This is a genomic window from Paenibacillus sp. FSL R7-0204 (assembly GCF_038002225.1).
Classification (GTDB): Bacteria; Bacillota; Bacilli; order Paenibacillales; family Paenibacillaceae; genus Paenibacillus_AQ.
Genome location: NZ_JBBOCA010000001.1, coordinates 6,087,282 through 6,108,617, shown reverse-complemented (window position 1 = coordinate 6,108,617; position 21,336 = coordinate 6,087,282). Strand labels below are relative to the sequence as shown.

Here is a 21,336-nt window from a genome sequence, read left to right as displayed (position 1 = left end):
TATGCAGAAATCCAATTTATGGCTTAAGCTGTTTGCCCTAATTCATAAAGATAAATTTTTATACGCGGTATCCATCATATTTAAAAGCGCCGGCGAAGCAGGATTATACATTGCTGTTGGTTTAGTCATCCGGAATGTAGTAAACGCCGCAGTGAATAACAGCAGAGACTCGCTAATACAGGCGCTGTGGATAGCGTTTCTGCAGACGTTTTTGTGCGCACTGGTTATGTTCAGTGCACATTTTCTGTATAATCGGGTAGTTTATCATTCAATTGGACATATAAAAATGTCATTGTTTCAGAAAGTTCTTCATTTTCCCGAAGATACCTTAAAGAATAAGCATAGTGGAGAGGTACTTTCCCGAGTTATCAACGATGTTGGGGTGATCCACAGAGTATTTACCAGCAGTCTATATTCTTTGATCTATGCCCTTGTGTTCGGCTTGGGATCTTTAACCGTCATGCTGATTCTGAACTGGCGATATGCCCTGGTCTTTTCCTTTTTTGGAGTCATATTGTCGTGGTTGAACAGTCGGATGTCGCAAGGCGTTCATTCAACGGCAAGCCGGTTGCAGCAGCATATAGGGAAAATGACGGAGAAAATGACCGATACAATCAATGGAGCCAACACCATAAAAATGTACCAGATGAAAAAATGGATGGTTCGGGAATACTCGGAGAATAACCTGAAGGCTACTAGTGCGGATCTGGATAATAATTTCAAATATGCGTTGTTGGACAGCACAAATTATATATTTAGTTGGATTGTCCAAGTCTCTCTTATTGTTATCGGCTGCTTACTTCTACTGGATGGGAAATCTCAGCTTGGAGAACTGCTGGCTATTGGACAACTGCTTTACGGAGTTAACTTTATGTTGAATAATATCGGCAGATTTATGATGGATTTTAAGGCTTCTGAACCGGCAGTAAACCGGGTACTGGAGTTAATGGAAGAGCGAACGGAGAGAAGCGGCGCTGAAGTAGCGGACGGAACCGGCAGTCTTCCCCAGGCGGTGAATGAAAAAAGAGGCATAAAACTGGATAACATAGGCTTCACACACAGAAACGGTAAAAAAGTGCTGGATCAAGCGAGTCTGTCTGTCGAGCAAGGAGAGCTTGCCGCATTGATTGGACCCAGTGGAGAGGGCAAGAGTACCGTAATAAAACTGCTGATGGGTTTCTATGAACCATTGAAGGGTGACATTTCCGCCGCAGGACAATCGCTAGCAGAGTCCGATTTAGAGCTCTGGAGAAGCAATATCGCATATGTACCTCAGAATAGCTTTTTGTTTGAAGGGAGTATTGCAGAGAATATCCGGTTCGGCAAACCAGAGGCCAGTGATGAAGAAATCGCCACGGTCGCTGAAAGAGCGTGTGCTCATGAGTTCATTATGGAGCTGCCGGAAGGATATGGCACGATAATCAGTGAAAACAGCACTAACTTATCTGGAGGGCAAAGACAGCGGATTGCTCTCGCCAGAGCCTTCATTAAAACGGCGCCTGTACTGCTGTTGGATGAAGCTACCTCGGCGCTGGATTTCGAGACGGAGAAACGAATTATCCAATCGCTGAACAAGTTGAAGGGCAAGCAAACCGTGCTGATGATTTCACATCGTCCTACCGCATATACCGGGTTCTCACATGTTTTCACGCTACGGCAAGGCAAAGTGGAGAGATTATAGAATGAAGGCGGTGCAATACCCAAGGTATTCTCAATATCATGGAAATGGAGTGTAATTATGCCTTCACTTTTTGCTGATAAAGAAGCTCTGAATGAAAGTATTGCAGCACTAATGAAAAAGAATACAATTCCTGGTGTGGCGCTCGCTCTTTGGCACAATGGCAAAAGGGTGCATCTAGAGGGATATGGTTTCACAGATCACCAAAGGCGTATGGCAACCGGAGAGAATTCTGTGTTTCAGTTGGGTTCCATCTCGAAAACCTTGACAGCCTGGGGAGTTATGAAATTGGTTGAAGAAAAAATTCTGGATTTGGAGGCTCCGGTCGATACTTATTTGAATAAATGGAAGCTTCCCTCATCCAGCTTTGATCACAGTAAAATCACCCTTCAGTCACTCTTGAGTCATACGGGCGGGATGAATATCACCGGGTATCTCGGATATCCGGAGGATCAGGTGAATACTGATTTGCTACGCACACGGACTTTTGAGCGGGAGAATGGACTTAAAGTTATTTATGAGCCTCAACAAGGCTTTAAATATTCTGGTGGCGGATATAGCTTAGTGCAGCATGTTATTGAGGAAGTAACAGGAATGAAGTTTGATCATTATATGAAGAAGAACGTTTTTGAACCCTTAGGAATGGTGGAGAGCACATTTCTTATTACCGAACGGGTAGAGCCCAGAATATCGCAATCATTCGGCGGATATGGATTCGTTATGCCGAAAAGGTATTATGCAGAGCATGCTGCTGCAGGTATGTACAGCTCGATTAGCGATATCTCTAGGTTTTTAAGCGCTCATATGAACGATTCGGATAACTCGGGCTTCTTGTCTCCAGAGTCTCAAACCAAACTGAGGACAAGAATTTTCCGCAAAGTAAATTACGGCTTGGGGTATCATATAGTAACCTTTCCGCAAAATAAGAAAATGCTTTTTCATCACGGAACCAATATCGGATTCAACAGCTCTTTTGCGGTCTTTCCAGAGCAGGGAGCTGGAATAGCCCTGTTGACAAACAGTGTAAATGGAAGCCATATCATCAACCGTTTGCTGCGTGAATGGGTTCTGGACATTGTTGGAGAGAATATTAACAGTTATCCCGAAGGTATAAAAATGAAGCAACAGAGCAAGATAATAAACGCCATGCAAATATTGTGCTATGATCGTAAAGGACTTCATTTGACCCGATAGCAGGTAATATGCTATAAAAATTGTAAATATAAAATTTTAAATTAAAGAAACTAAATGTAACAAATCCTAAAACTTGACATCGGGTGAGGAGATTTGGTATAGTTAGATGTAAATATTTTCATCTTGAGAGGAGTAATTTGTTTGGCAAAAACAACAAGGGGTAAGGGACTTTTGAAAGTGCCTTCCAGAGGTCGCGGTGTATGCCCGGTATGTCTTTCAACAAGAATTAAAGTTCTATATACTGTGAGTAATTCAGAAGGTAAGCAACTTAAAGTATGTAAAAATTGTAAAGGTGCGACCGCTGAAAGAATTGCTAAAGCAGTTGACACTAAGACATTGGCATTCCGAAGACACCATGAAAAAGAGTTTTTTAAGATCAAGGAAAGCCTTGTGTCTGGTGGAAAATAAGACTTTTATTTAAACTGCAAGTGCATCATCATTGTCTGGTCCTCTGTGGATCAATGAATTCTGAAGAGGATCAGATACAACAATCTAACTAAGCTAAGTTTACATATGATTTTATGATGAGTCATCCGGCATTCGGTTGGCTTTTTTTTGATGCTAAATAACTATGGAGGTTCTCAATATGAAGCTGCTCCCTCTTGTTCATTCGAGAATAGATTCCTTGCCTCACCATTCATATATAATGTCAATTTTAGAAGTTGGTAACCCCATAGAATGGATTATATTGGATAGGTACTTTCAATTGAAAATAGACGAATATAAAAATGAGGTTGTCGTACTGGACTATTGCGAAGATGATTTTTTATCTTTTACACAATTGAAAGAGAGCAGTTATTTACTTAAAAGAAACGAGATAACTGAAAACATTGTAGATTTTGTAATTAAATATATTGAAAAGGGATTTTATATTTTTCTACATGTTGATGAGTTCTATCTTCCATTTACATCATCTTATATGAAGCGGCAGTTCGGACATGGAGTTATGATACATGGTTATAATGAGAATGATTGTACTTTTAATATAGCAGGCTATGACCTTAATAATAAACTATCGTTTAACTTGATAAGATATTCTCAATTGAGTGAATCTTATGATAAATTATCAGATTATTTCGAGCATAATGATGATGAATATCTCAAAAAAATATTTATGTTAAAACCTAAGTCAGTTGAACATTCTTTAAATAAAGATTTATTGATTGGTCTGATTAATGAATATACAACTTCGATAAACACACAAAAGAATTTTGTTAAGGATTATTATTCAAATTGTGATACTTATTTTGGCATATCAGTATACCGTGTACTAATAAAGTACTATCAATTAGCTATACAAAACGACAATATACAGTTATTGACGAAAAACTTATATGTCTTGCTTGAACATAAAAGAATTATGAAAACTCGTGTGGAATCTATTCTGGGAAATATAGGAGAAGAACAGACAAGAATAATTAATTGTTTGAAAATTATAATAAATGATTTGCAAATTGCAGTTAACTTAAATACGAGATTGCAATTAACTAATGATAAAAAAAATATAATTAAAATTATTGAAATTCTTGAGCGGGTATATTTACTGGAATTAGATTATTTAGACAGGTTCTTGCAGCTTATCAAAGTTGAATCGAGTCCTGTGAATCAAAACGATCTACCATAAATTAAAGAGGTGAAAAAAGTGTCTCAGACTAGTAAATTACTTCCTTATAACTCTCTATGGTTAGATTGTGTCAAAAATAATCTAATGTCAATTCTTATCAGCTACAATGATTCTTTAAGTACATTACCCTTCGCATTTAAGTCTCAATATTGGAAGAAACTAACTTTACAAAAATTCGATTCTCAGGAAACTTACAAGAGTTTATTAGAACAAGGATTATTTTTACCTAAGGTTGTATATACCAATGAGATTTTGTACTCCTTTTTTGAGATTACTGAGATTGACATTACGTCATCAGATTTAGACAGTCTGAATGAACTAATTCGGGATACATTATCTCAGCAGAAGTTTATTTTCTTAAGTATTGATCGTTTCTTTTATCCCAATGGGAGGGAGTCCAATAAAATCCACTTTATCCATCCGATTTTTATTCATAATATTTCTGATATGTATGAATTAGATAATAATTATGAAGCAATTGAAGATTGTTTATCACCTGGTCGAATGCATTACTATAATATTAACTTTGAAGTTATTTATAGATCGACTAAGTACTTAATTGATTCAGGACAAAATGTACGCTTTATGACAGTATCTTTGAATGAACAAAAAGTTAATGATTATACAATAGATTATTCTAAATCAATCTTATTGGATATTAGGAATAATATAGCGAAGGATGAGATTGTTTATAATGGCGAGGTTGATCTTTACTACCAAGTAGGTATAAGTGCATTGGAAGATTATTTTGATGAATTTGAAGAGATAACCTCCACATTGAATGATGAAAGTATATTTGCGCTTAGAACAACATCATTCATACAAAATCATAAAAAAAATGAGTCGATTTTCAATCATTTATATGCTTCTGAAGGTTATAATAATATGAGTATATTAGAACTTGCAGAACAAAGCAGGAATTTGAGTAACGAATGGGAAGTATTTAGAAACTCTACTCTCAAATGCAGGTTGAAGAAAAACAGTAATGATATATCTTTACTTAAAGAATACCTTCAAAGGATCATTTTCTTAGAACGTGAAAGCATTAAAAATATGCGTTTTGTAATTGTATAAGAGTGTGTGAATAGGGTTCACCACGCTCTTAGATCAAGTTAAAGGCCATCCCTTTGGGGATGGCCTTTCCTTTACACTTTTAACTTCTTTTATTTCCCACTCTCCAGCAACCTCGCCACCATAGTAGCAAACTCTGCCCGGGTAATATCCTTTGCAGGCTTAAAGGTACTGTCTTCGTATCCAGTAATAATTTTATTCGATGCGAGTGCATCAATGGAGTTATAATACCAGGCCTCTTTTTTAACATCTTTGAACGATGTGCTTCCGGTACCTGTCAGCTTGAACGCTCTGGTGATTAGTGTTGCTAATTCACTGCGGCTAATCTTCGTATTGGGGCGGAAGGTGCCATCACTGTAACCGTTCATCAGGCCTGCACTGGCCGCTGCGCCGATATATTTGTTCGCCCAATGCGCTCCAGATACATCCGTGAAGCTGCTTGCTTGTCCTTCAAGTCCCATGTACGTTGTAATGACCTTAATGGCCTCGGCACGGGTCAGACCTGAATCCGGGCGGAAGCTGCCATCGGAATACCCTGTTAGTAATCCTTTGGAAATCAGCAGGTCAATGCTTGCCTTTGCCCAATGATTCAGTGTATCTGTGAAACTGACCACTTCCGGCTTAGGTGTTGGTGTTGTTGTTTCTGCTGGAGCTGGTGTAGCAGTAGGTACTGGCGTTGGTGTTGGTGTTGCCGGTGGAGTTACGGTACCTCCTCCAGGGCTTGGATTGCTTGGTTCATTATCTGTTGGATCAGGAGTAGTAGGGTTTGAGACGTATGGAAGTGCTGGAGCAAAGGCGGTAAGCAGTCTGGCTTGACTGTGCTGCTCAAGCGCATAACCCATACCTAGAACTTTGGCATCGTCCCACGCTCTGCCCACAAGCTGCATCGAGATCGAATATCCGCTGTCGTTCGTTCCTACAGGAACCACTACTGTAGGGAGACCGACATTCGACGTTAATACGCCTGTGCCCCGGTCCGAGCTTAACTGAGAGGCTGATGCATCATTGTTATATACGTCACTAATGAAACCTGCATATACAATAGCATCCACGCCATTCTCGTCCATCCAGCCTTTGATAACTTCCTTATAATCAGTTCTGTACTTGATGTAATCCTGTACAGCCTGTTCTGTCATCCGCGTAGGCGCGGTATACCCTCTCTGATTATAGATAAGCACCTTATCTGAGGCGAGCACACTTGCTCCATCCGCATAAGGGAAAGCTTTGTGAAGCTCGATGTAGCGCGCCCAACCTTCTGTAGAGCCGTTGATGCCCTGAGGGCGGGTAGGGGCTGATGGCATTGTTGACATCTCAACCATTGTCGCGCCTGCGGCCTGAAGCTCTGAGAACTTATTCATTACCGCTTGTCCGGTATCATCATCTGCGTAGCTGGAGACAAAGGATGCGGGGATATAGCCGATTTTCTTTCCTTTCAATGCGCCGGCATCCAGGGCTTCCTTCCAGTTCTCCGGACGTTTATGATCTGCATCTGCAGTTACGGTGAAAATATCCTGCGGATCTGTACCCGTTGTAGCGTTCAGCATAATAGCCAGGTCTGTTACGGTTTTGGCAATAGGCCCCGCATAATCCTGTCCCCAAGTGAGCGGCAGCACACCTGTCGTACTCGCCATGCCGTCTGTACCACGGAAGCTTTTTAGGCTGGCACCTGTCGTAGGGGCATAAAGGGATACCCCTGTCTGCGATCCCATAGCTGCCGCTGCGAAATCAGCTGCAACCGATACTGCTGATCCGCCGCTGGAGCCAAAAGAGGTTTTGGATGGATAGAGCGCATTCCATGTCTGCATCCAGCCGCTTTCACTGAAGCTTCCGCTGTTCGCGAACTCCGAAGTATTGACTTTGCCAATAATGACAGCGCCGGCTTCCCGCAGCTTATTCACCTGGAAGGCATCCGATTCCGGCCGCCAGCCTTCAAGTGCTTTACTGCCGCCTGTAGTCGGCATATCCTTGGTGTCATAGATATCTTTGATCGCAATCGGAATTCCCAGCAGATCACCCTTGGCGCCTTGTGCACGGGCATCGTCAGCTGCTTTGGCTTGGGCCAGCGCAGTTTCGGATACATGGAGGAAGGCATGGAAGCCGAGTTGGCCCATATCGTAAGCCTTAATTCGATCCAGATACGCTTGAGTAATTTGGACAGAAGTCGTTGTACCGCTAATCATATCCTGCTGCATCTGTGCAATGGATTTATTCACAACATCGTAGGGGGAGGAAGTGATGAAGCTTTGCGCTGCAGGAGCCTCTGGAATGAACAGGATATCTCCGGTATTAAGTCCCTCTATACCTGAGATATCCCAGTTACTGATGGAGCGGATCTGTGCAGGGGTTAAGCCGGACACATCCAACTGCTGATTAAATCCGTTAAGCGTAGCAATCAGATTGTTCAGCCCAGCTTCCCCAGCTTCTCCAACTTGTACAAAATTGACCAGGGATTTCGACTGGCCCGGTTCAAGATTCAAGGTATTAATGAAGCCATAGAAGTTCGCCTCATTACCGGACTTGGCGAGAGGTGTAGTGAATGGATTCTGCTGCTGATTCCCAAGAGCGGTTAATCCATTACTAAATGGATGTGGAGACCCGACTGCAATACCTAGAGGTTTATTGTTTCTGGCACTGCTATCGACCACAATCCATGAATCATCCGTAGTGACCTCCAGATCATTGGAGTAGGTTGCCTTGACGACTGAAGCATTGGCCGCTGTGCCATATCCTAAGGAGCCTCCGAAGGATACGTCAACCTTTACAGCCATATCATTCTTATTGGTAAAAGTATCAAAGAATCTCGTCCGGTTATTGATAGTGTCCACATACACATCACGAGTAACCGTTACATTTCCCAGATTGACAGATTGAGACGAAGTGAATCTATTAACACCATCGTACTTGAGGTCAAACCCGCGCATCATTTGTCCATTCATCAGGGAAGCTGTAGGCGAGGATACCTTCACAAAAATGTTGCCGAACCCTTGCACTTGGGTAGTACCAACGGTACGCAAGCTTCCAGTGTCCAAGCTGGGGGCAAAAGCATCGTGAATCTCCCATACGGTGCCACTTGATGAAGTAACCCTGGTTAAAGCATCAGCCGTTTGAAACGGAATGACTCCCGAAGCAATAACAGATAACGCAATGGAAGTAGCTATAACTTGCCTCTTGGTTCTACGCAGACGTTTTAACTTACTCATGTAGGCAATCTCCCTTTCCTCTATGTATATTATTATTTGTGTTAGAAAATATAACATTGTATATTAATTCAGTCAATGAATAATATGAAATTGAACTATTTTTAGAGATTTTAACAAAGGGAGAGCAGTGCATTTATTGAAAAGTGCATAAAAAATAATATAAAGGTGTTTTAAATAACATTTAACGTTATATTAATGACAGATATAGTGCTTGGGTTTTCATAATTCTACTTTTTCGCTGATAGATTATGGAATGTGCTACAATATTTTAAATGAAATTTTTGCTTGTATAGGATGACATTTCACCCATCCTGATCGTTATGGGGGCTGTGGCGGCTTGTCTCATTGTTTTTACAATCCAATTCTATTACCCGGCAGTTTTGGAAAAGCGTGTGGACCGCGTGGAGTCTTTTTTGCGCAGCCAAAAAAGTAATCCAGCCCTTTATATTCAGTATGTTCTTGCGAACAGGCTTGAGGATGAAGCGGGAACGGTTATGGAGCAGCAGATGAGCAAGCATAAAAGGGTAGCATTACAGGCAACATTCAAGGCGGGCTACGGACTGTACTGCAAAGACATGGCTGCTGTTCAGGAAGCCGTGCCGTATATCCGCCATGCTGATTACCGGGCGTACTATGAAGTGGTTCTGCTGTTGGAGGAAGGGAAAAGTACACAGGCGCGGGAACATCTTGAGTCCATTAGGAAGCAATGGATGAGATCAGCTCTGCTCGCAGTAGAGGCTTCGAGAGGCGTCCAGCGTTATGCGTTATATAAGGAGTACGAAAGAACATTGCCGCAAGCGGTTGAAGCATAGTTTGAAAAAACGGGTACCATCCTCATTCAAGGATGATACCCGCTTCTGTTAGGTGGCCAGAGTGGCTGCCTGTCTTTACTCTCCCAAACAAAGCCTGATCAGATCATCGACATGCGCGGTCGCCAAACATTCCACAGTGTCAGCAGCACCGTAATAGATTTTGACTTCGCCATCGTCCTCCAGGATCATGCCGCCGGGGAAGATGACATCATTGCGGAAGCCTCCGCCCACTTCGTAGGGGGCTTCCGGGGCGAGCAGTGGCGAGGCGCTCATTCCGAGGATTTTCTTCGGATTGTTCAGGTCAAGCAGCATAATGCCTGCCGTATACCGCTTCTTCCAGGATGGCTCCCAGCCGTTCTTCCCTCTGGCGGGATCGACATCCACCGCATGGAAGGTGGTCAGCCAGCCCTTATCCGTCTTCACCGGCGGTGCTGCCGGACCGATTTTGTCATTGGCGAACGGGACCTGCTCCACCGCCAGTAACAGGTCGGAACGTCCCCAGTAGATCAGATCCGGCGACTCCGCAATCCAGGTGTCGAACCGGTCCTTGCCTCCGCGGCTGTATACGGTGAACGGCCGCTCCAGCCGCACAAAGTTGCCGTTGATCTTCTCCGGGAACAGCACCATATTCCGCAGGTCCGGCGTAGACAAGCTCAAGATTTCAAAGGATTCGAAGTCATCCGTGACTGCAATCCCGCCTCGGATACCATGCCGCGTATCTACAGCGAAGCACATATAGCAACGGCCGCCGATCACCGTCAGACGCGGATCATATCCGCGCACAAACTCTTCGTCATGCAGCTTGAATACCGGCTTGGGGCCGGCCGTCCAGTGAATCCCGTCTTCACTGAAAGCGATACCGAGATCCGTTGTATGAGACGGCTCAAGGGTCTGCTTCTCAAGAGAGCCGTAGTCATTGCGGAATACCATTACATACCGGCCGCCAAACTTAACGACTCCCGCGTTGAACACAAGTGCGGTGGGATAAGGGACCCGCGCCGCATCCAGCACAGGGTTAGCCGGATGACGGCGGATGAGCGGACTGGAAGCCAAAGCCCCAATGACGGGTGTATTGTTATAACTCATCGTTGAATTTCCTCCTTGTGAGTACGAACTGTGTTCTAGACAATGCGTCCATAGCGTTCGAACGGATAGTCAATCGTAATCCGCCCGGCCTGGCAGTCGCCAACCCCGCTGTACAGATCGGCCTTGCCGTCTTCGCGCATCACGATCCCCGAAGAGAAGACGCAGTCCGTCAAATAGGGTAACTTGGCAGGTCCGGGCGGGTAGCAGGAACGGCTTCCGATCAGATGCAGGTCATGGGATTCCCGGGTCACGGGATCAAAGACGAAGGCCATGTTCAAATATACCTTGATTTCCTGCCCATTCTCATCCTTATGCGAATAACAGATATGGCCGATGATTCCGATTTTGCCGCTGCTCAGCAGGTAAGCCTGATTGACGCCTCCCCATTCGCCTGCTCCGAAGATACCATCAATGTAAGGTGCATTCTCAATGACTTCAGCAGTCAAATCCTCCAGCTTGTCAATCACCGTGAAGCCGATCATGGATTCACTGCCATATTGGCCCTTCACCTCATGGCCCCGCGGACGCGAGAAGACGCCGATTCTGCCGTCCGCCAGAGCAACCAGACGGATATCCTTCATTTTGTTAGGACCGGTAGTGAAGTAGTACAAATCGTGGAGGTCCGTCCCCCGGTAAAAATATCCGAAAAACGTGCTGTATTTGCCGCTTTGATATTGCACATGCGTTCCGCCCAATACAAGTTCATCTCCTATTTCGCTGATAAACGGGTCCTCCAGCGTGTAGATCATGCTGTTTTCCACCAGGGTCCATTCATCCTGGCCTGTCTGCTCGAACAGCCGGACCCAGGAGCGGGCCCATTCCTCCCGGCGTTCTACCCGGCCGAACAAGTAGCGTTTGCCAGCCCGTTCAAAAGGAATCGAAATATTATAGACATCAAATCCGTCCACGTTTTTAAAAACCAGGGTTGCGCTTTCATAAACGGTTTTGGTCGCTTCAAATTCTTGTTTTTGCTGATACAGGCTCAAAATTTTCCCACTCCTTTATTCTAGCAGCTCTTTTATTGAAGAGAAGCTTGATATTCCTTGAACTGCTTTTGGTATTCCGCAACGACCTTGTCCAGACCTGCTTTCTTCATTTTATCCAGAGCTTCCGGGAATGCCTTGTCGTAGTCCAGTACACCCATATAGATTGGAGTGATGCTGGCTGAAGCTTCCGAGAGAATATTGGTATATTCGGTTCTTACATTCGTCGGGTCAAAAATAAAGTTAGCTGCAATACTGTTGACCGCATTAGGATTTGGCTCGAATAAGACTTTGTTATTCTCAGGAATACTGCTCTCCGGGTCGAAGCGCATAAAGTTCACATTCCCGTTCTGCGAATCAGAGCCTCTGTACCGCGGATTATTATTGTTGTTCGGGTCTTTGATCGGCTTTAAGCCTTTGTCGCCATCTTTGGTGTAGTGCTCACCCTCGATGCCATATTGAACCAGATCGTAGTTATCCTGGCTGGCCAGCATCCAATCCATAAATTTAACGGCAGCCTCGGGATGTTTACTGTTCGCCGGCACGGCATTTCCGTTCTTGAAGGAGAGGGGGCGCAGATACTCTTTCTCCGGGTTAAACCATACGACGCCGATATCGTCCACTGTAGCATCCGGGTTATATTTCTGGAGTCCGTTCAAGCTTCCGCCGGTTCCCAGGCGTACGAACCACTCCCCGCTGTCGAGCTGGGCATCTACCTGCTCCTGCTTCATGACCAGGATGTCAGGATTCGTAATTCCCTTGGTGTACAGCTCGTGCATGAAGGCGGCATCCTTCTTGAATTCATCAGTCTCAATCCAGGATTTGACCTCTCCGTTCTGGTTGACATAGAAGAACTTATCCTTCACCGTGAACGGGAAGGTGTCATAGGTCCGGTGCAGGATGGAGGTATGCAGATTGATCGGGTCAAAATCGGCCCGGGTGCCTAAGTAAGGCTTGTTCTTTCCCTTCCAGTTCTTCATCACCGTCTCCCAGGCGCTGATCAGCTCAGCCGGAGTTGTGGGCTCCTGCAAATTGTTCTCGCGGAGAATGTCGCGGCGGATATTGAACTGGCCTTCGCTGGCCATTTCAACCCAGTAGGAGGGGACGATATAATATTTCCCGCCGATGGTGGCGCCGCTAAAGATATCCTCCGGAATATTCTTTTTCAGGTTAGCTCCGTACTTCTCAATCTCTTCCGAGATATCTGCCAGTGCACCCCGGGTATAGTAATTGGAAAAAGGAGTGCGGTCCTGCATGACATGAAACAGATCGAACTCTTCACCGGTGGACAGCATCAGGTTCAGCTTCTGGTCCCAAGCATCCCAGGGGATGAAGGTTTTCTCCACGGCAACGCCGACACCATCTGCAGCCAGCTTCTCATTGACCTTCTCGAACACCTTCTGGTAGTCTTTGGGCTCGGTGCCGGGAACCACGTATTTGATCTTGACGACCTCAGAGGCATTGGCATTCTCTGAATTCGGGGATGAAGCATTGCTTTCTCCATTTGCGCCAGGGCTGGCATTATCGGCCTTGCCGCATCCAACTAGGGTGGACAGGGCAAGCACCACAGCTAACAGGGTTGCATAGGATTTTCTCATGAATAATACGGACCTCCTCTTATGTTGTCTTCTATATGTTAACCCCTAAGGGATGACATCAGCCTTTCACCGAACCGATCACGAGCCCTTTCACGAAGTACTTCTGTAAGTAAGGATACAGGAAAATGATCGGCCCGATAGTTACGATAGCTGTTGCCATCTTGACCGACTCCGAAGGAAGCGTAACGTCGCTTGTACCGGCCAGCATGGCCATATCGTTCAGCATACTGATCTCCGATTGCATCTGCAGAAGCATAAATTGCAGCGGGTATAAATCTTTCGTGTCAATCAGCATGATCGCATTCCACCAGTTGTTCCAATAATCCAGTCCATAGAAGAGGGCGATCGTCGCCAGTACCGGTTTACATAACGGAAGATAAATTTTGAAGGCAATGACAATATCACTGGCCCCGTCTATGGTGGCGGATTCCCGCAGCGAGTCAGGAATGCCGTTCATGAAATTGCGCACCAGGAAGAGGTTGAACGGGCTGAACAGGAGCGACGGAATAATCAGAGCAAGAATATTATTTGTTAATCCGAGTGCGCGGTTCATCAGATACCAGGGCACAATGCCGGCTGAGAAAATCATGGTGATGAAGAAGTACAGGGCCAGCAGATTGCGGTGCCTCACATTTTTGTTCGCCAGGGTATAGCCCGCCATAGAAGTAATCAGCAAGGCCAGCGTGGTACCGGCGAGAGTGACAAAGATCGAAATGCCATAGCTCTGAATGACCTGGGAGCCGCTAGTGAAGATCAGCTTATAGGCATACAGGGAGAATTTCTCCGGAAACAGGCTGTAGCCGTTCTTAAGAATGGCATCCTCATCCGTGATGGAGATCATCAGTACAAGCAGCATCGGAAGGAGACACAGTGCTGAATAGACCGCAGTCAGCGTGTACATGACCGTTCTGCTGATTGAAGTTCTTTTCATTGATACTCCTCCTCCTTTCTGGATTTAATATAATGCACCATCTTTGAAGTACTTGCGGGTAATGGCATTGGTACCAAAGACAAGGATAAATCCGATAACGGACTGGAACAGTCCTACGGCCATGGCTTCGGAAGGGTCGCCGATCTGGCGTAAGGAACGGAATACGTAAGTATCAATAATATCCGTAGTCGAATACAGGGTGCCGTTGTCCCCGATGAGCGCGTAGATCATCCCGAAATCGCCGTACATAATTTTGCCGACAGAGAGCATGGTCAGAATTATAACTGTTGGCATCATTAGCGGAAGCGTGATCCGGAAGCACATTTGCAGGCGGTTCGCCCCGTCAATTTCTGCTGCTTCATACAACGTTTCATCGATGCCGGTAATGGTCGCCAGGTAGATGATAGCGCTCATACCGGCGCCCTTCCAGACATGCATGATGGTTAGAATCGCCGGCCAGGACTGGGCTTCGGTATACCAGTTCACGGAGGCCATTCCGAATTGGTTCAGGATTCTGTTCATCACGCCCATATCCATGGAGAACAGTGCATACAGCACATAGCTGATGACGATCCATGAGATGAAGTTCGGGAATAACATCAGCGACTGGCTGATCTTCACAAACAGCTTCTTGCGCAGCTCATTCAGTACCAGTGAAATGGCCAGCGCCATCAGCGTGCCGAAAATAATAAACAGTAAATTGAGGTAAATGGTATTAAAGGTGACTGTAAGCGCTTTATTAGAACGGAAGAAAAATTCAAAGTTTTTGAAGCCCACCCATTCACTATGGAAGATTCCCTTTGTATAATTGAAGCGCTGGAAAGCAATAACCATATAAGGATAGGTCAGATAGCCGAAAATAAACGTGTATGCCATGGCCGGCAAAGCCAACAAATAGGACGTACCATTCCTGCGGATGTCTGACAGTATGCTGAGCCCTGGACGCCGTTTTTTCTTCAATTCCTGTTCCCCCTATTGGTTTGTTATAGATGACTGTTGCCTTGATTTCAGCTTAGCTATAGCCGCAGTAAGAGTCTATTTTAAAACCCGGCAAACGCTTTCGAATTCGCTCATAAGGCTTTCAAAAAAACGGAATGGCTTTCATTTTCGCCTGATCCGGTACCTTTTCAGTCAAGAATGTACTATATTTAGAAATGATAACGTGCAGCTTGGGGAGGAATACAACATGCGGGCAACCATCAACCGGCTTGTTCGATACAAGGCCTTTCAAAAACTCACAATTTCATATTTCCTTCTCGTGCTTCTAACCGTAAGCCTGCTGTCCAGTGTACTCTTCTCCCTGTTCTCCAGAAGCGCCATTAAGGAAATCGAACGCAATTCCCGGGCGATGTTATCCCAGATCACGTACGCTTCGGATGTAGTCTATAATCAGGTCATGACGATTGGAAATACACTGCTGACTCAACCGGAGATCCTTTCGTTTCTGGATGAGACGGTGGAGAACAAGGTAAGCAATTATCATATTTTTCAGCAGATCGAACAAATTGCCAATTTGAACCCTTATATCCACAGTATCGGAATCCACCGGCCTTCTACAGGAACGACAGTCGATACAGCCGGACTTCCGTTCGACGTATCGCTTACCTCGCTCAGCGCGAAGCAGTATATGGAGTTCAATCCGCGCAGCCTAAAGGTTGCCAGCCGCAACAACGGCAGACCCTTACAGTTCCTGACCTTTTTGCTGTACCCGAATTTCGCATACCAGACCGCAGGCAGTCCGCTGATCTATATCAATGTGGAGGAGCAGTCGATTCTGACGACGATCCGCAAGATCGGCAAAGCGGACGCTGCCAATAATGTCTTCGTGATCAATAATGAAGGTAAAGTATTATCTCATACCGATTCCAATCTGTTCCTGGATGATTTATCCGGGGAAGAGTATGTGCGGACCCTATTAATCGAGAACCAACCGGAGAACAGCTTCACCACAACCATCGCAAACCAAAAGAATCTGGTCACTTATGTGAAATCAGAGGAACTGGACTGGTATTTTGTAAGCGTTTCACCGTATTCTGAGCTCATCACTGACATTGACCAGCTCCGGGGGATTACGCTGCTGGTTACAGCCGGAATTGTACTCGCAGCTCTGTTGAGTTCTATCCTGTTGACCTCGAACATGAATAAACCCTTATCGGCGCTGCTGGAAAAAGTTATGCCTGCCCCGGCCAAACCCGCAACCGGCTTGGCACTGATTGATGAATACAAGATGGTGACTGAGGTCTTCCAATCCTATCATGAACGTGAGAAATCGATGCAGTTCGTCATCAGCCATTCTTCCCGGACGGTTCGTGAGCATTATCTTCATGCTTTGCTGCGTGGTCATTCCCTGGAGGACTCTGTCTCAAGCGAAATGATTAAGGAGATCGGCGAGGAGGTTGCGGGACCATTCTTCGGCGTGCTGGTATTCAAGATTAATGAGCTTGAGCCTGCAGGGGAGAGGGTAGAGGGGAAACAGCAGTCTTTGCTGCGCTTCGCACTTGGGAATATCGCCAAAGAGCTGCTGGAGCATATCGGCCCGTGTGATGTGCTCATTATGGGAGGAAACGAAGCTTCCACCATCCTTCAATACACGAAAAATCAGCTGCCGGAGGAACTGGTGCCTGCCTTGCGTAATGTTCAGAGCTTCCTGAGCCGTTACTTCAAGGTCACTGTATCGATAGGTGTAGGAGATATCTCCTTTGGCAAGGGGAATATTCCGTCCTCGTATACATCAGCCCAGCAGTATGTGAAATACCGCTTAATCTATGGGAAGGAAGCGATTCTGGACGCGGCAGCGACACGGCACCATGTGTTGAAGGTCTTAAGCTATCCCGCAGCCTGCGAGAAGAAGCTGATTGATGCCGTCCAGCAGGGCAAGCCGGAGCCTATTGTTAGCGCGATAGAAGAATTTATCGATACCCTATCCGGCGGTTCTGTTCATCAGATCATTACCTTCAGCACTCAGCTCATGTTGTCTTTACTAAAAGCTTTTGATTATTTACAGCATGTGCCGGATTCTAATTTCAATGATTACCTGCAGGCGGTAACCGAGATTGAAGGTGCTGAGGATTTGGCGGAGATCCGTAACCTGTTTGGCCGCTATTGCTCCACCATCTGCAAGTTAATTGAAGACAAGAATCACTGGATGAATGCTAAGAAGCATAATAGTCTCATTGAAAAAGTGCAGAATTATGTCCATGAGCATTATGCCGAGCCTAACATCTCTCTCGATCTGGTGTCCAAAATCGCCGGACTGTCACCCAGCTATCTGGGCAAGCTGTTCAAGGGAGCGACCGGGCAATCCTTCAGTGAATACCTGAACAACACCCGGCTGGACAAAGCGAAGGAGCTGCTTGCCTCAACGTATGACACGGCGGCTAAGATCAGCGAAGCGGTAGGGATCTACAATATCACTTACTTCTCCACCTTGTTCAAGAAAAAGTACGGGCTGACCCCTTCGGCCTTCCGGGAACAGGAGGCGATGAAGAGCGCCGCAGGTGATGAGGAGTGAGCATTTCCCGCTTAAGGCTGCTCCGCATATCTCCACCAGGCGAAGGTTCCGGCGATTCCGACAATCCCGGTATAGGCAACAATGATGATACTGCTCAGCTGCAGCGAACCGGTGCTTTGAAATACCGATGGGATCGTCCATGGGAAATAGGGTGCAAATCCGAAGGAGGCCAGCACATTGGATAGAATGACGATGATCAGGATGAGCCCCAAGGGGGCAAGATAGCCTTTGGTTACATTAGCCAAAAGAATGCTTGGTGCGGTCACCAAAATGTACAGCAGGGAGGTAATCAGAAATTTAAGGAACAAGCTCCAAATGAAAGTGGCGGTCCCGCCTGCAACACCCAAGATAGCTCCTACGGCAAGACCTACTGCGAACATATAGATGGAAAGTAACAAACACCATGCTAAAATGACCAGGAACTTGGACAATACAATTTTCGCTCGGGAAATGGGCTTGGCCAGTAAATCTTTGATGGTCCGATCCGAAAACTCCCGTCCGAATACCCATGCCGCCACAAAGGTGTAGCCGATCAGTCCCAGCGGGGCAAGCGTCTCCAGCAATCCGTTTAAATACGCTTCCCAGGTTACACCGCCGGCGTCACTGGATAATACATTTCCAACGCCCATCATGATGGGCCCGAAGCCTAAAACCAGAAACATGATCCAGAACACATTCGAGCGGATAATCTTGCGAAGCTCACAATGTAACACCGATAGAATATTCATTATTTAATCCCCCTGTTAACCCCGATGGTGCGGAGAAAATAGCCTTCCAGGTCCTCTGTAACTACCCGGAGCGACGTTGGCGGCTGATTGCAGGTAACGAGCAGTTCGGCCAGCCGTTCAGGATGATCTTCCGCATGTTCATTGGTTAGTTTAATAGAGCCGTCCGCCGTATCCACGAAGTCATAGCCATGCTCTTCCAGCACCTTCTTTAAGGCGGGCTTGTTCCGGCCGTTCACGACCAGGCTTTTTTCTAAGGACTGCTCTAGCTTGTCCATTGCGACTTCTTTCACCAACTGGCCGCCGTGAATAATGCCAATCCGTGTGGACACCTTCGAGAGTTCCTCTAACAGATGGCTGGATATAAATACCGTGATACCGAAATTGTGCGCCAGATTATATAACATATTCCGTATTTCCGCTACGCCTGCGGGATCAAGGCCGTTGATCGGTTCGTCCAGGATTAGAATCTCCGGGTTGTGAATCATTGCTTTGGCCAGTCCCAGGCGCTGCTTGTTCCCGAGGGAGAGATGTTTTGCTTTTTTCTTTTTGTGCGGCGTAAGCCCCAGCTTGTAGATCACCTGAGATACGGCATCCTTGTCCGGGACTCCTTGCATCCGCCGTGCGATGTCAAGATTCTCCGTTACAGTCAGATCCGGATAAAAGGTAGCCTCCTCCAAATATCCGACGTTACTCCATAATTTAGAGTTTCCGGCATCGACCTTCTCACCTAACATGTAGAGCTTGCCGGAAGTAGGCTTGAGCATCGCCAGGAGCATCTTAATCGTCGTTGTCTTCCCGGCGCCGTTCAGTCCCAGGAATCCGAAGATCTCGCCCCGGGTGACCTCCAGCGAAAGATTGTTTAATACGGTATAGTCGCCAAACCTTTTGTGCACTCCGTCAATGTGTATGGCGGGCGTGCTGCCGATTCTTTTCTTGGATAAAATACTCATTTTTCCTCCGACCTCCTGCTTGGTTCCAGTGATTGTTGCATCCTGCTACAACTTATTGTCACATCCAAACATGAAGCTTCTTTAAAGGAAAAATAAATAAATCTGAAGAGAATATAAAAAACTATAAAGGCAGGCTGAATCTGATTCCGAGACCGCCATATTCGGAGGAGAAGGCCACAATCTCGCCTCCATGGTGCTCAATAATAGATTTACAGCTTGCCAGTCCCAGCCCAAGTCCGCCCTTACGGATCTGCCGCGACGGGTCCACCGTGAAGAATTTGAGGAACAGCGAAGACATATCCTTTTCCGGCACACCAATGCCATTATCCTCAATCTGAAAATAGGCATGATGCTCCCGCAGATATCCGGTCATGTACACCTTCAGCTCAGGCTTCCCGCCGTATCTTACAGCATTACTGAAGAGGTTGCCGAACACCCGGCGTAGCATCGGTTCATTGACCGTCAGCCATATACTGTCCGTGAAGGAATGGCGGCAAGTCAGTTCAATATCAAGTCCCGCCAGCTCATATTCATATTCAAAAGCAATCTCTTCAAACAATTCTGTCGCCTTTACAGGCTTAGCAGACATAGATTCGAGCTCCGATTTTTCTTTGGTGAAGCTGGAGAAATCATTGAGAAGCTCAACCATATAGGCTGACTTCCGCTGAATCAGCTCATAATATTCCTGCTTTTCAGCTTCGGGTAAGTCCTGGTGTGTAGCCAGCAGTTCAGTGAAGCCGTTAATCGAGGTCAGGGGTGTCTTCAAATCGTGGGCGATGGCTGCAATCATATCGGTCTGTTCTCTGTGGGCGAGCTGAAGCCGATGCTCCATTTTATTGAAATGCTTATAGAGCTCTCCAATCTCATCCTTACGCTTCAAAGCCAGCGGAGGCAAGGGATGGACCACATTGACTTCCTCCAGCCGGGCATTCAGACGCCGGATGGGCTGCTCAATGCGGAAGTGAATATAGATGATCAGAATGGAAAATATGCAGCCGGCGATGACGAAGATGGGCAGCAGTAATACTACATATGGTGAGTCCAGCAAAGTGGTGCGTATTGGGGAATATACGGCAAAGATAAACTTTAAATACAAACCAATCGAGAACATCAGAACCAGCAGCATCAGCAGGAATAACAGGGGAAGCTTGATTTTCAGTTTCATCTTATTGCTCTCTTTCTGTGTATTTGTAGCCTATGCCCCAAATAGTTTTGATGAAGTGTTGCTCAGGACCCAGCTTCTTGCGGATATTCTTGATATGAACGGTTACGGTATTGATCTCGCCGTATTCGTCTCCCCAGACGTTCTCATAGATCTGCTCCCGGCTCAGTACCTGGTTGGGGTGACGCATCAGGACAGACAGAATTTGGAATTCCTTCGCGGATAAGTCGAGCTTCCGGCTGTAGAGGAAGGCTTCATACGTTTTGTCATTCAAAATGAGTGGAGCATCCGCCTTGTCTTTGGCAGGACTAAGCTCGCCCCACTCTTTGTGCAGCCTGTCCACCTTGCGGAAATGAGCCTTGATTCGGGAGGCCAGCTCCTGAATACTGAACGGCTTGGTCATGTAATCATCCGCGCCGATTTCCAGACCGACAATTTTATCAATGTCCTGATCCCGCGCACTTAATAACAGAATGGGAACATTATAAGAGGACCGGATCGTTCTACAGACATCCAGTCCATTCATATCAGGCATGACGATATCCAGAACAATGAAATCGATGGGGTGATCATCCACCGCAGATAGGGCTTCTCGCCCGGAGCTGGCTGTAATGACGGCGAATTGCTCATACCTTAGCGTCTTGGTGATGAGTTTCACGATTTCTTCATCATCGTCTACAACCAATATTGTTTTTGACATTTGACTTACCTCCCGGGGCGCTAACCATTATGAGGTTAATCTTAATTGCTTGATCTTGTTGTTGCAAACCTTGGCGAAATGATAACACTAATGAGGAATGGCGGGGAA

17 protein-coding genes are annotated in these 21,336 nt (G+C 45.9%); 7 read left to right on the top strand and 10 right to left on the bottom strand.

The window, feature by feature from the left end; translation table 11 throughout:
- The first annotated feature begins 1 nt into the window (after position 1).
- From MKX42_RS26530 to MKX42_RS26510, 5 genes are all read left to right on the top strand, one after another.
- Positions 2 to 1,681, top strand: a complete 1,680-nt coding sequence (locus MKX42_RS26530; RefSeq protein ID WP_340757835.1) for an ABC transporter ATP-binding protein — start codon at positions 2 to 4, stop codon at positions 1,679 to 1,681.
- A gap of 57 nt (positions 1,682 to 1,738) precedes the next feature.
- Positions 1,739 to 2,872 (top strand): serine hydrolase domain-containing protein, encoded by a 1,134-nt coding sequence (locus MKX42_RS26525; RefSeq protein WP_340755882.1) that lies wholly within the window; start codon positions 1,739 to 1,741, stop codon positions 2,870 to 2,872.
- 141 nt (positions 2,873 to 3,013) lie between these two features.
- Complete coding sequence (locus tag MKX42_RS26520) at positions 3,014 to 3,280, top strand: hypothetical protein (RefSeq protein WP_340755880.1); 267 nt, start codon at positions 3,014 to 3,016, stop codon at positions 3,278 to 3,280.
- 178 nt (positions 3,281 to 3,458) lie between these two features.
- On the top strand, positions 3,459 to 4,496 hold the full coding sequence (locus tag MKX42_RS26515; RefSeq protein WP_340755878.1) for a hypothetical protein: 1,038 nt from the start codon (positions 3,459 to 3,461) through the stop codon (positions 4,494 to 4,496).
- A gap of 18 nt (positions 4,497 to 4,514) precedes the next feature.
- Complete coding sequence (locus tag MKX42_RS26510; RefSeq protein WP_340755877.1) at positions 4,515 to 5,570, top strand: hypothetical protein; 1,056 nt, start codon at positions 4,515 to 4,517, stop codon at positions 5,568 to 5,570.
- Between the two features lie 89 nt (positions 5,571 to 5,659).
- Here the strand turns inward: MKX42_RS26510 and MKX42_RS26505 are convergent, their stop codons facing one another.
- Positions 5,660 to 8,767 carry an amidase family protein gene (locus tag MKX42_RS26505; RefSeq protein WP_340755876.1) on the bottom strand — a complete coding sequence of 1,036 codons (3,108 nt, stop codon included), beginning with the start codon at positions 8,765 to 8,767 and terminating at the stop codon, positions 5,660 to 5,662.
- Between the two features lie 413 nt (positions 8,768 to 9,180).
- On the opposite strand from MKX42_RS26505, the gene MKX42_RS26500 reads away from it, so the two are divergent.
- A complete protein-coding gene (locus MKX42_RS26500) occupies positions 9,181 to 9,579 on the top strand; it encodes a hypothetical protein (protein WP_340755875.1) in 399 nt (132 codons plus the stop codon).
- A gap of 75 nt (positions 9,580 to 9,654) precedes the next feature.
- Here the strand turns inward: MKX42_RS26500 and MKX42_RS26495 are convergent, their stop codons facing one another.
- The 5 genes from MKX42_RS26495 to MKX42_RS26475 are packed head-to-tail and all read right to left on the bottom strand — an operon-like array spanning position 9,655 to position 15,137.
- Complete coding sequence (locus tag MKX42_RS26495; protein WP_340755874.1) at positions 9,655 to 10,665, bottom strand: glycoside hydrolase family 130 protein; 1,011 nt, start codon at positions 10,663 to 10,665, stop codon at positions 9,655 to 9,657.
- A 35-nt stretch (positions 10,666 to 10,700) separates the two neighbouring features.
- Positions 10,701 to 11,651 (bottom strand): MTP-1 family protein, encoded by a 951-nt coding sequence (locus tag MKX42_RS26490; RefSeq protein WP_340755872.1) that lies wholly within the window; start codon positions 11,649 to 11,651, stop codon positions 10,701 to 10,703.
- Positions 11,652 to 11,683: 32 nt separating this feature from the next.
- Positions 11,684 to 13,246 carry an extracellular solute-binding protein gene (locus tag MKX42_RS26485; protein WP_340755871.1) on the bottom strand — a complete coding sequence of 521 codons (1,563 nt, stop codon included), beginning with the start codon at positions 13,244 to 13,246 and terminating at the stop codon, positions 11,684 to 11,686.
- Between the two features lie 58 nt (positions 13,247 to 13,304).
- Positions 13,305 to 14,177 carry a carbohydrate ABC transporter permease gene (locus MKX42_RS26480; RefSeq protein ID WP_340755869.1) on the bottom strand — a complete coding sequence of 291 codons (873 nt, stop codon included), beginning with the start codon at positions 14,175 to 14,177 and terminating at the stop codon, positions 13,305 to 13,307.
- 24 nt (positions 14,178 to 14,201) lie between these two features.
- On the bottom strand, positions 14,202 to 15,137 hold the full coding sequence (locus tag MKX42_RS26475; RefSeq protein WP_340755867.1) for an ABC transporter permease: 936 nt from the start codon (positions 15,135 to 15,137) through the stop codon (positions 14,202 to 14,204).
- A gap of 226 nt (positions 15,138 to 15,363) precedes the next feature.
- Between MKX42_RS26475 and MKX42_RS26470 the strand changes: the two genes are divergently transcribed.
- Positions 15,364 to 17,688, top strand: a complete 2,325-nt coding sequence (locus MKX42_RS26470) for a helix-turn-helix domain-containing protein (RefSeq protein ID WP_340755865.1) — start codon at positions 15,364 to 15,366, stop codon at positions 17,686 to 17,688.
- An 11-nt stretch (positions 17,689 to 17,699) separates the two neighbouring features.
- On the opposite strand, the gene MKX42_RS26465 is transcribed toward MKX42_RS26470, so the two are convergent.
- The 4 genes from MKX42_RS26465 to MKX42_RS26450 all read right to left on the bottom strand — a co-directional run bounded on the left by MKX42_RS26465 (position 17,700) and on the right by MKX42_RS26450 (position 21,228).
- On the bottom strand, positions 17,700 to 18,416 hold the full coding sequence (locus tag MKX42_RS26465; protein WP_340755863.1) for an ABC transporter permease: 717 nt from the start codon (positions 18,414 to 18,416) through the stop codon (positions 17,700 to 17,702).
- Positions 18,416 to 19,366: an ABC transporter ATP-binding protein gene (locus MKX42_RS26460; RefSeq protein ID WP_340755861.1), complete on the bottom strand. Its 951-nt coding sequence runs from the start codon at positions 19,364 to 19,366 to the stop codon at positions 18,416 to 18,418. The genes MKX42_RS26465 and MKX42_RS26460 overlap by 1 nt, the downstream gene beginning before the upstream one ends.
- A gap of 121 nt (positions 19,367 to 19,487) precedes the next feature.
- Positions 19,488 to 20,531, bottom strand: coding sequence for a HAMP domain-containing sensor histidine kinase (locus tag MKX42_RS26455; protein ID WP_340755859.1), 1,044 nt, complete (start codon positions 20,529 to 20,531; stop codon positions 19,488 to 19,490).
- A gap of 1 nt (position 20,532) precedes the next feature.
- Entirely contained in the window at positions 20,533 to 21,228 is a 696-nt protein-coding gene (locus MKX42_RS26450; RefSeq protein WP_340755857.1) for a response regulator transcription factor, read from the bottom strand.
- Positions 21,229 to 21,336: the final 108 nt, after the last annotated feature.

Excerpts from the sequence above, each read along its gene's own strand:
- MKX42_RS26530 (WP_340757835.1), top strand. The coding sequence starts at position 2 with ATGCAGAAATCCAATTTATGGCTTAAGCTGTTTGCCCTAATTCATAAA.
- MKX42_RS26525 (WP_340755882.1), top strand. The coding sequence starts at position 1,739 with ATGCCTTCACTTTTTGCTGATAAAGAAGCTCTGAATGAAAGTATTGCA.
- MKX42_RS26515 (WP_340755878.1), top strand. The coding sequence starts at position 3,459 with ATGAAGCTGCTCCCTCTTGTTCATTCGAGAATAGATTCCTTGCCTCAC.
- MKX42_RS26505 (WP_340755876.1), bottom strand. The coding sequence starts at position 8,767 with ATGAGTAAGTTAAAACGTCTGCGTAGAACCAAGAGGCAAGTTATAGCT.
- MKX42_RS26495 (WP_340755874.1), bottom strand. The coding sequence starts at position 10,665 with ATGAGTTATAACAATACACCCGTCATTGGGGCTTTGGCTTCCAGTCCG.
- MKX42_RS26485 (WP_340755871.1), bottom strand. The coding sequence starts at position 13,246 with ATGAGAAAATCCTATGCAACCCTGTTAGCTGTGGTGCTTGCCCTGTCC.
- MKX42_RS26480 (WP_340755869.1), bottom strand. The coding sequence starts at position 14,177 with ATGAAAAGAACTTCAATCAGCAGAACGGTCATGTACACGCTGACTGCG.
- MKX42_RS26470 (WP_340755865.1), top strand. The coding sequence starts at position 15,364 with ATGCGGGCAACCATCAACCGGCTTGTTCGATACAAGGCCTTTCAAAAA.
- MKX42_RS26465 (WP_340755863.1), bottom strand. The coding sequence starts at position 18,416 with ATGAATATTCTATCGGTGTTACATTGTGAGCTTCGCAAGATTATCCGC.
- MKX42_RS26460 (WP_340755861.1), bottom strand. The coding sequence starts at position 19,366 with ATGAGTATTTTATCCAAGAAAAGAATCGGCAGCACGCCCGCCATACAC.
- MKX42_RS26455 (WP_340755859.1), bottom strand. The coding sequence starts at position 20,531 with ATGAAACTGAAAATCAAGCTTCCCCTGTTATTCCTGCTGATGCTGCTG.
- MKX42_RS26450 (WP_340755857.1), bottom strand. The coding sequence starts at position 21,228 with ATGTCAAAAACAATATTGGTTGTAGACGATGATGAAGAAATCGTGAAA.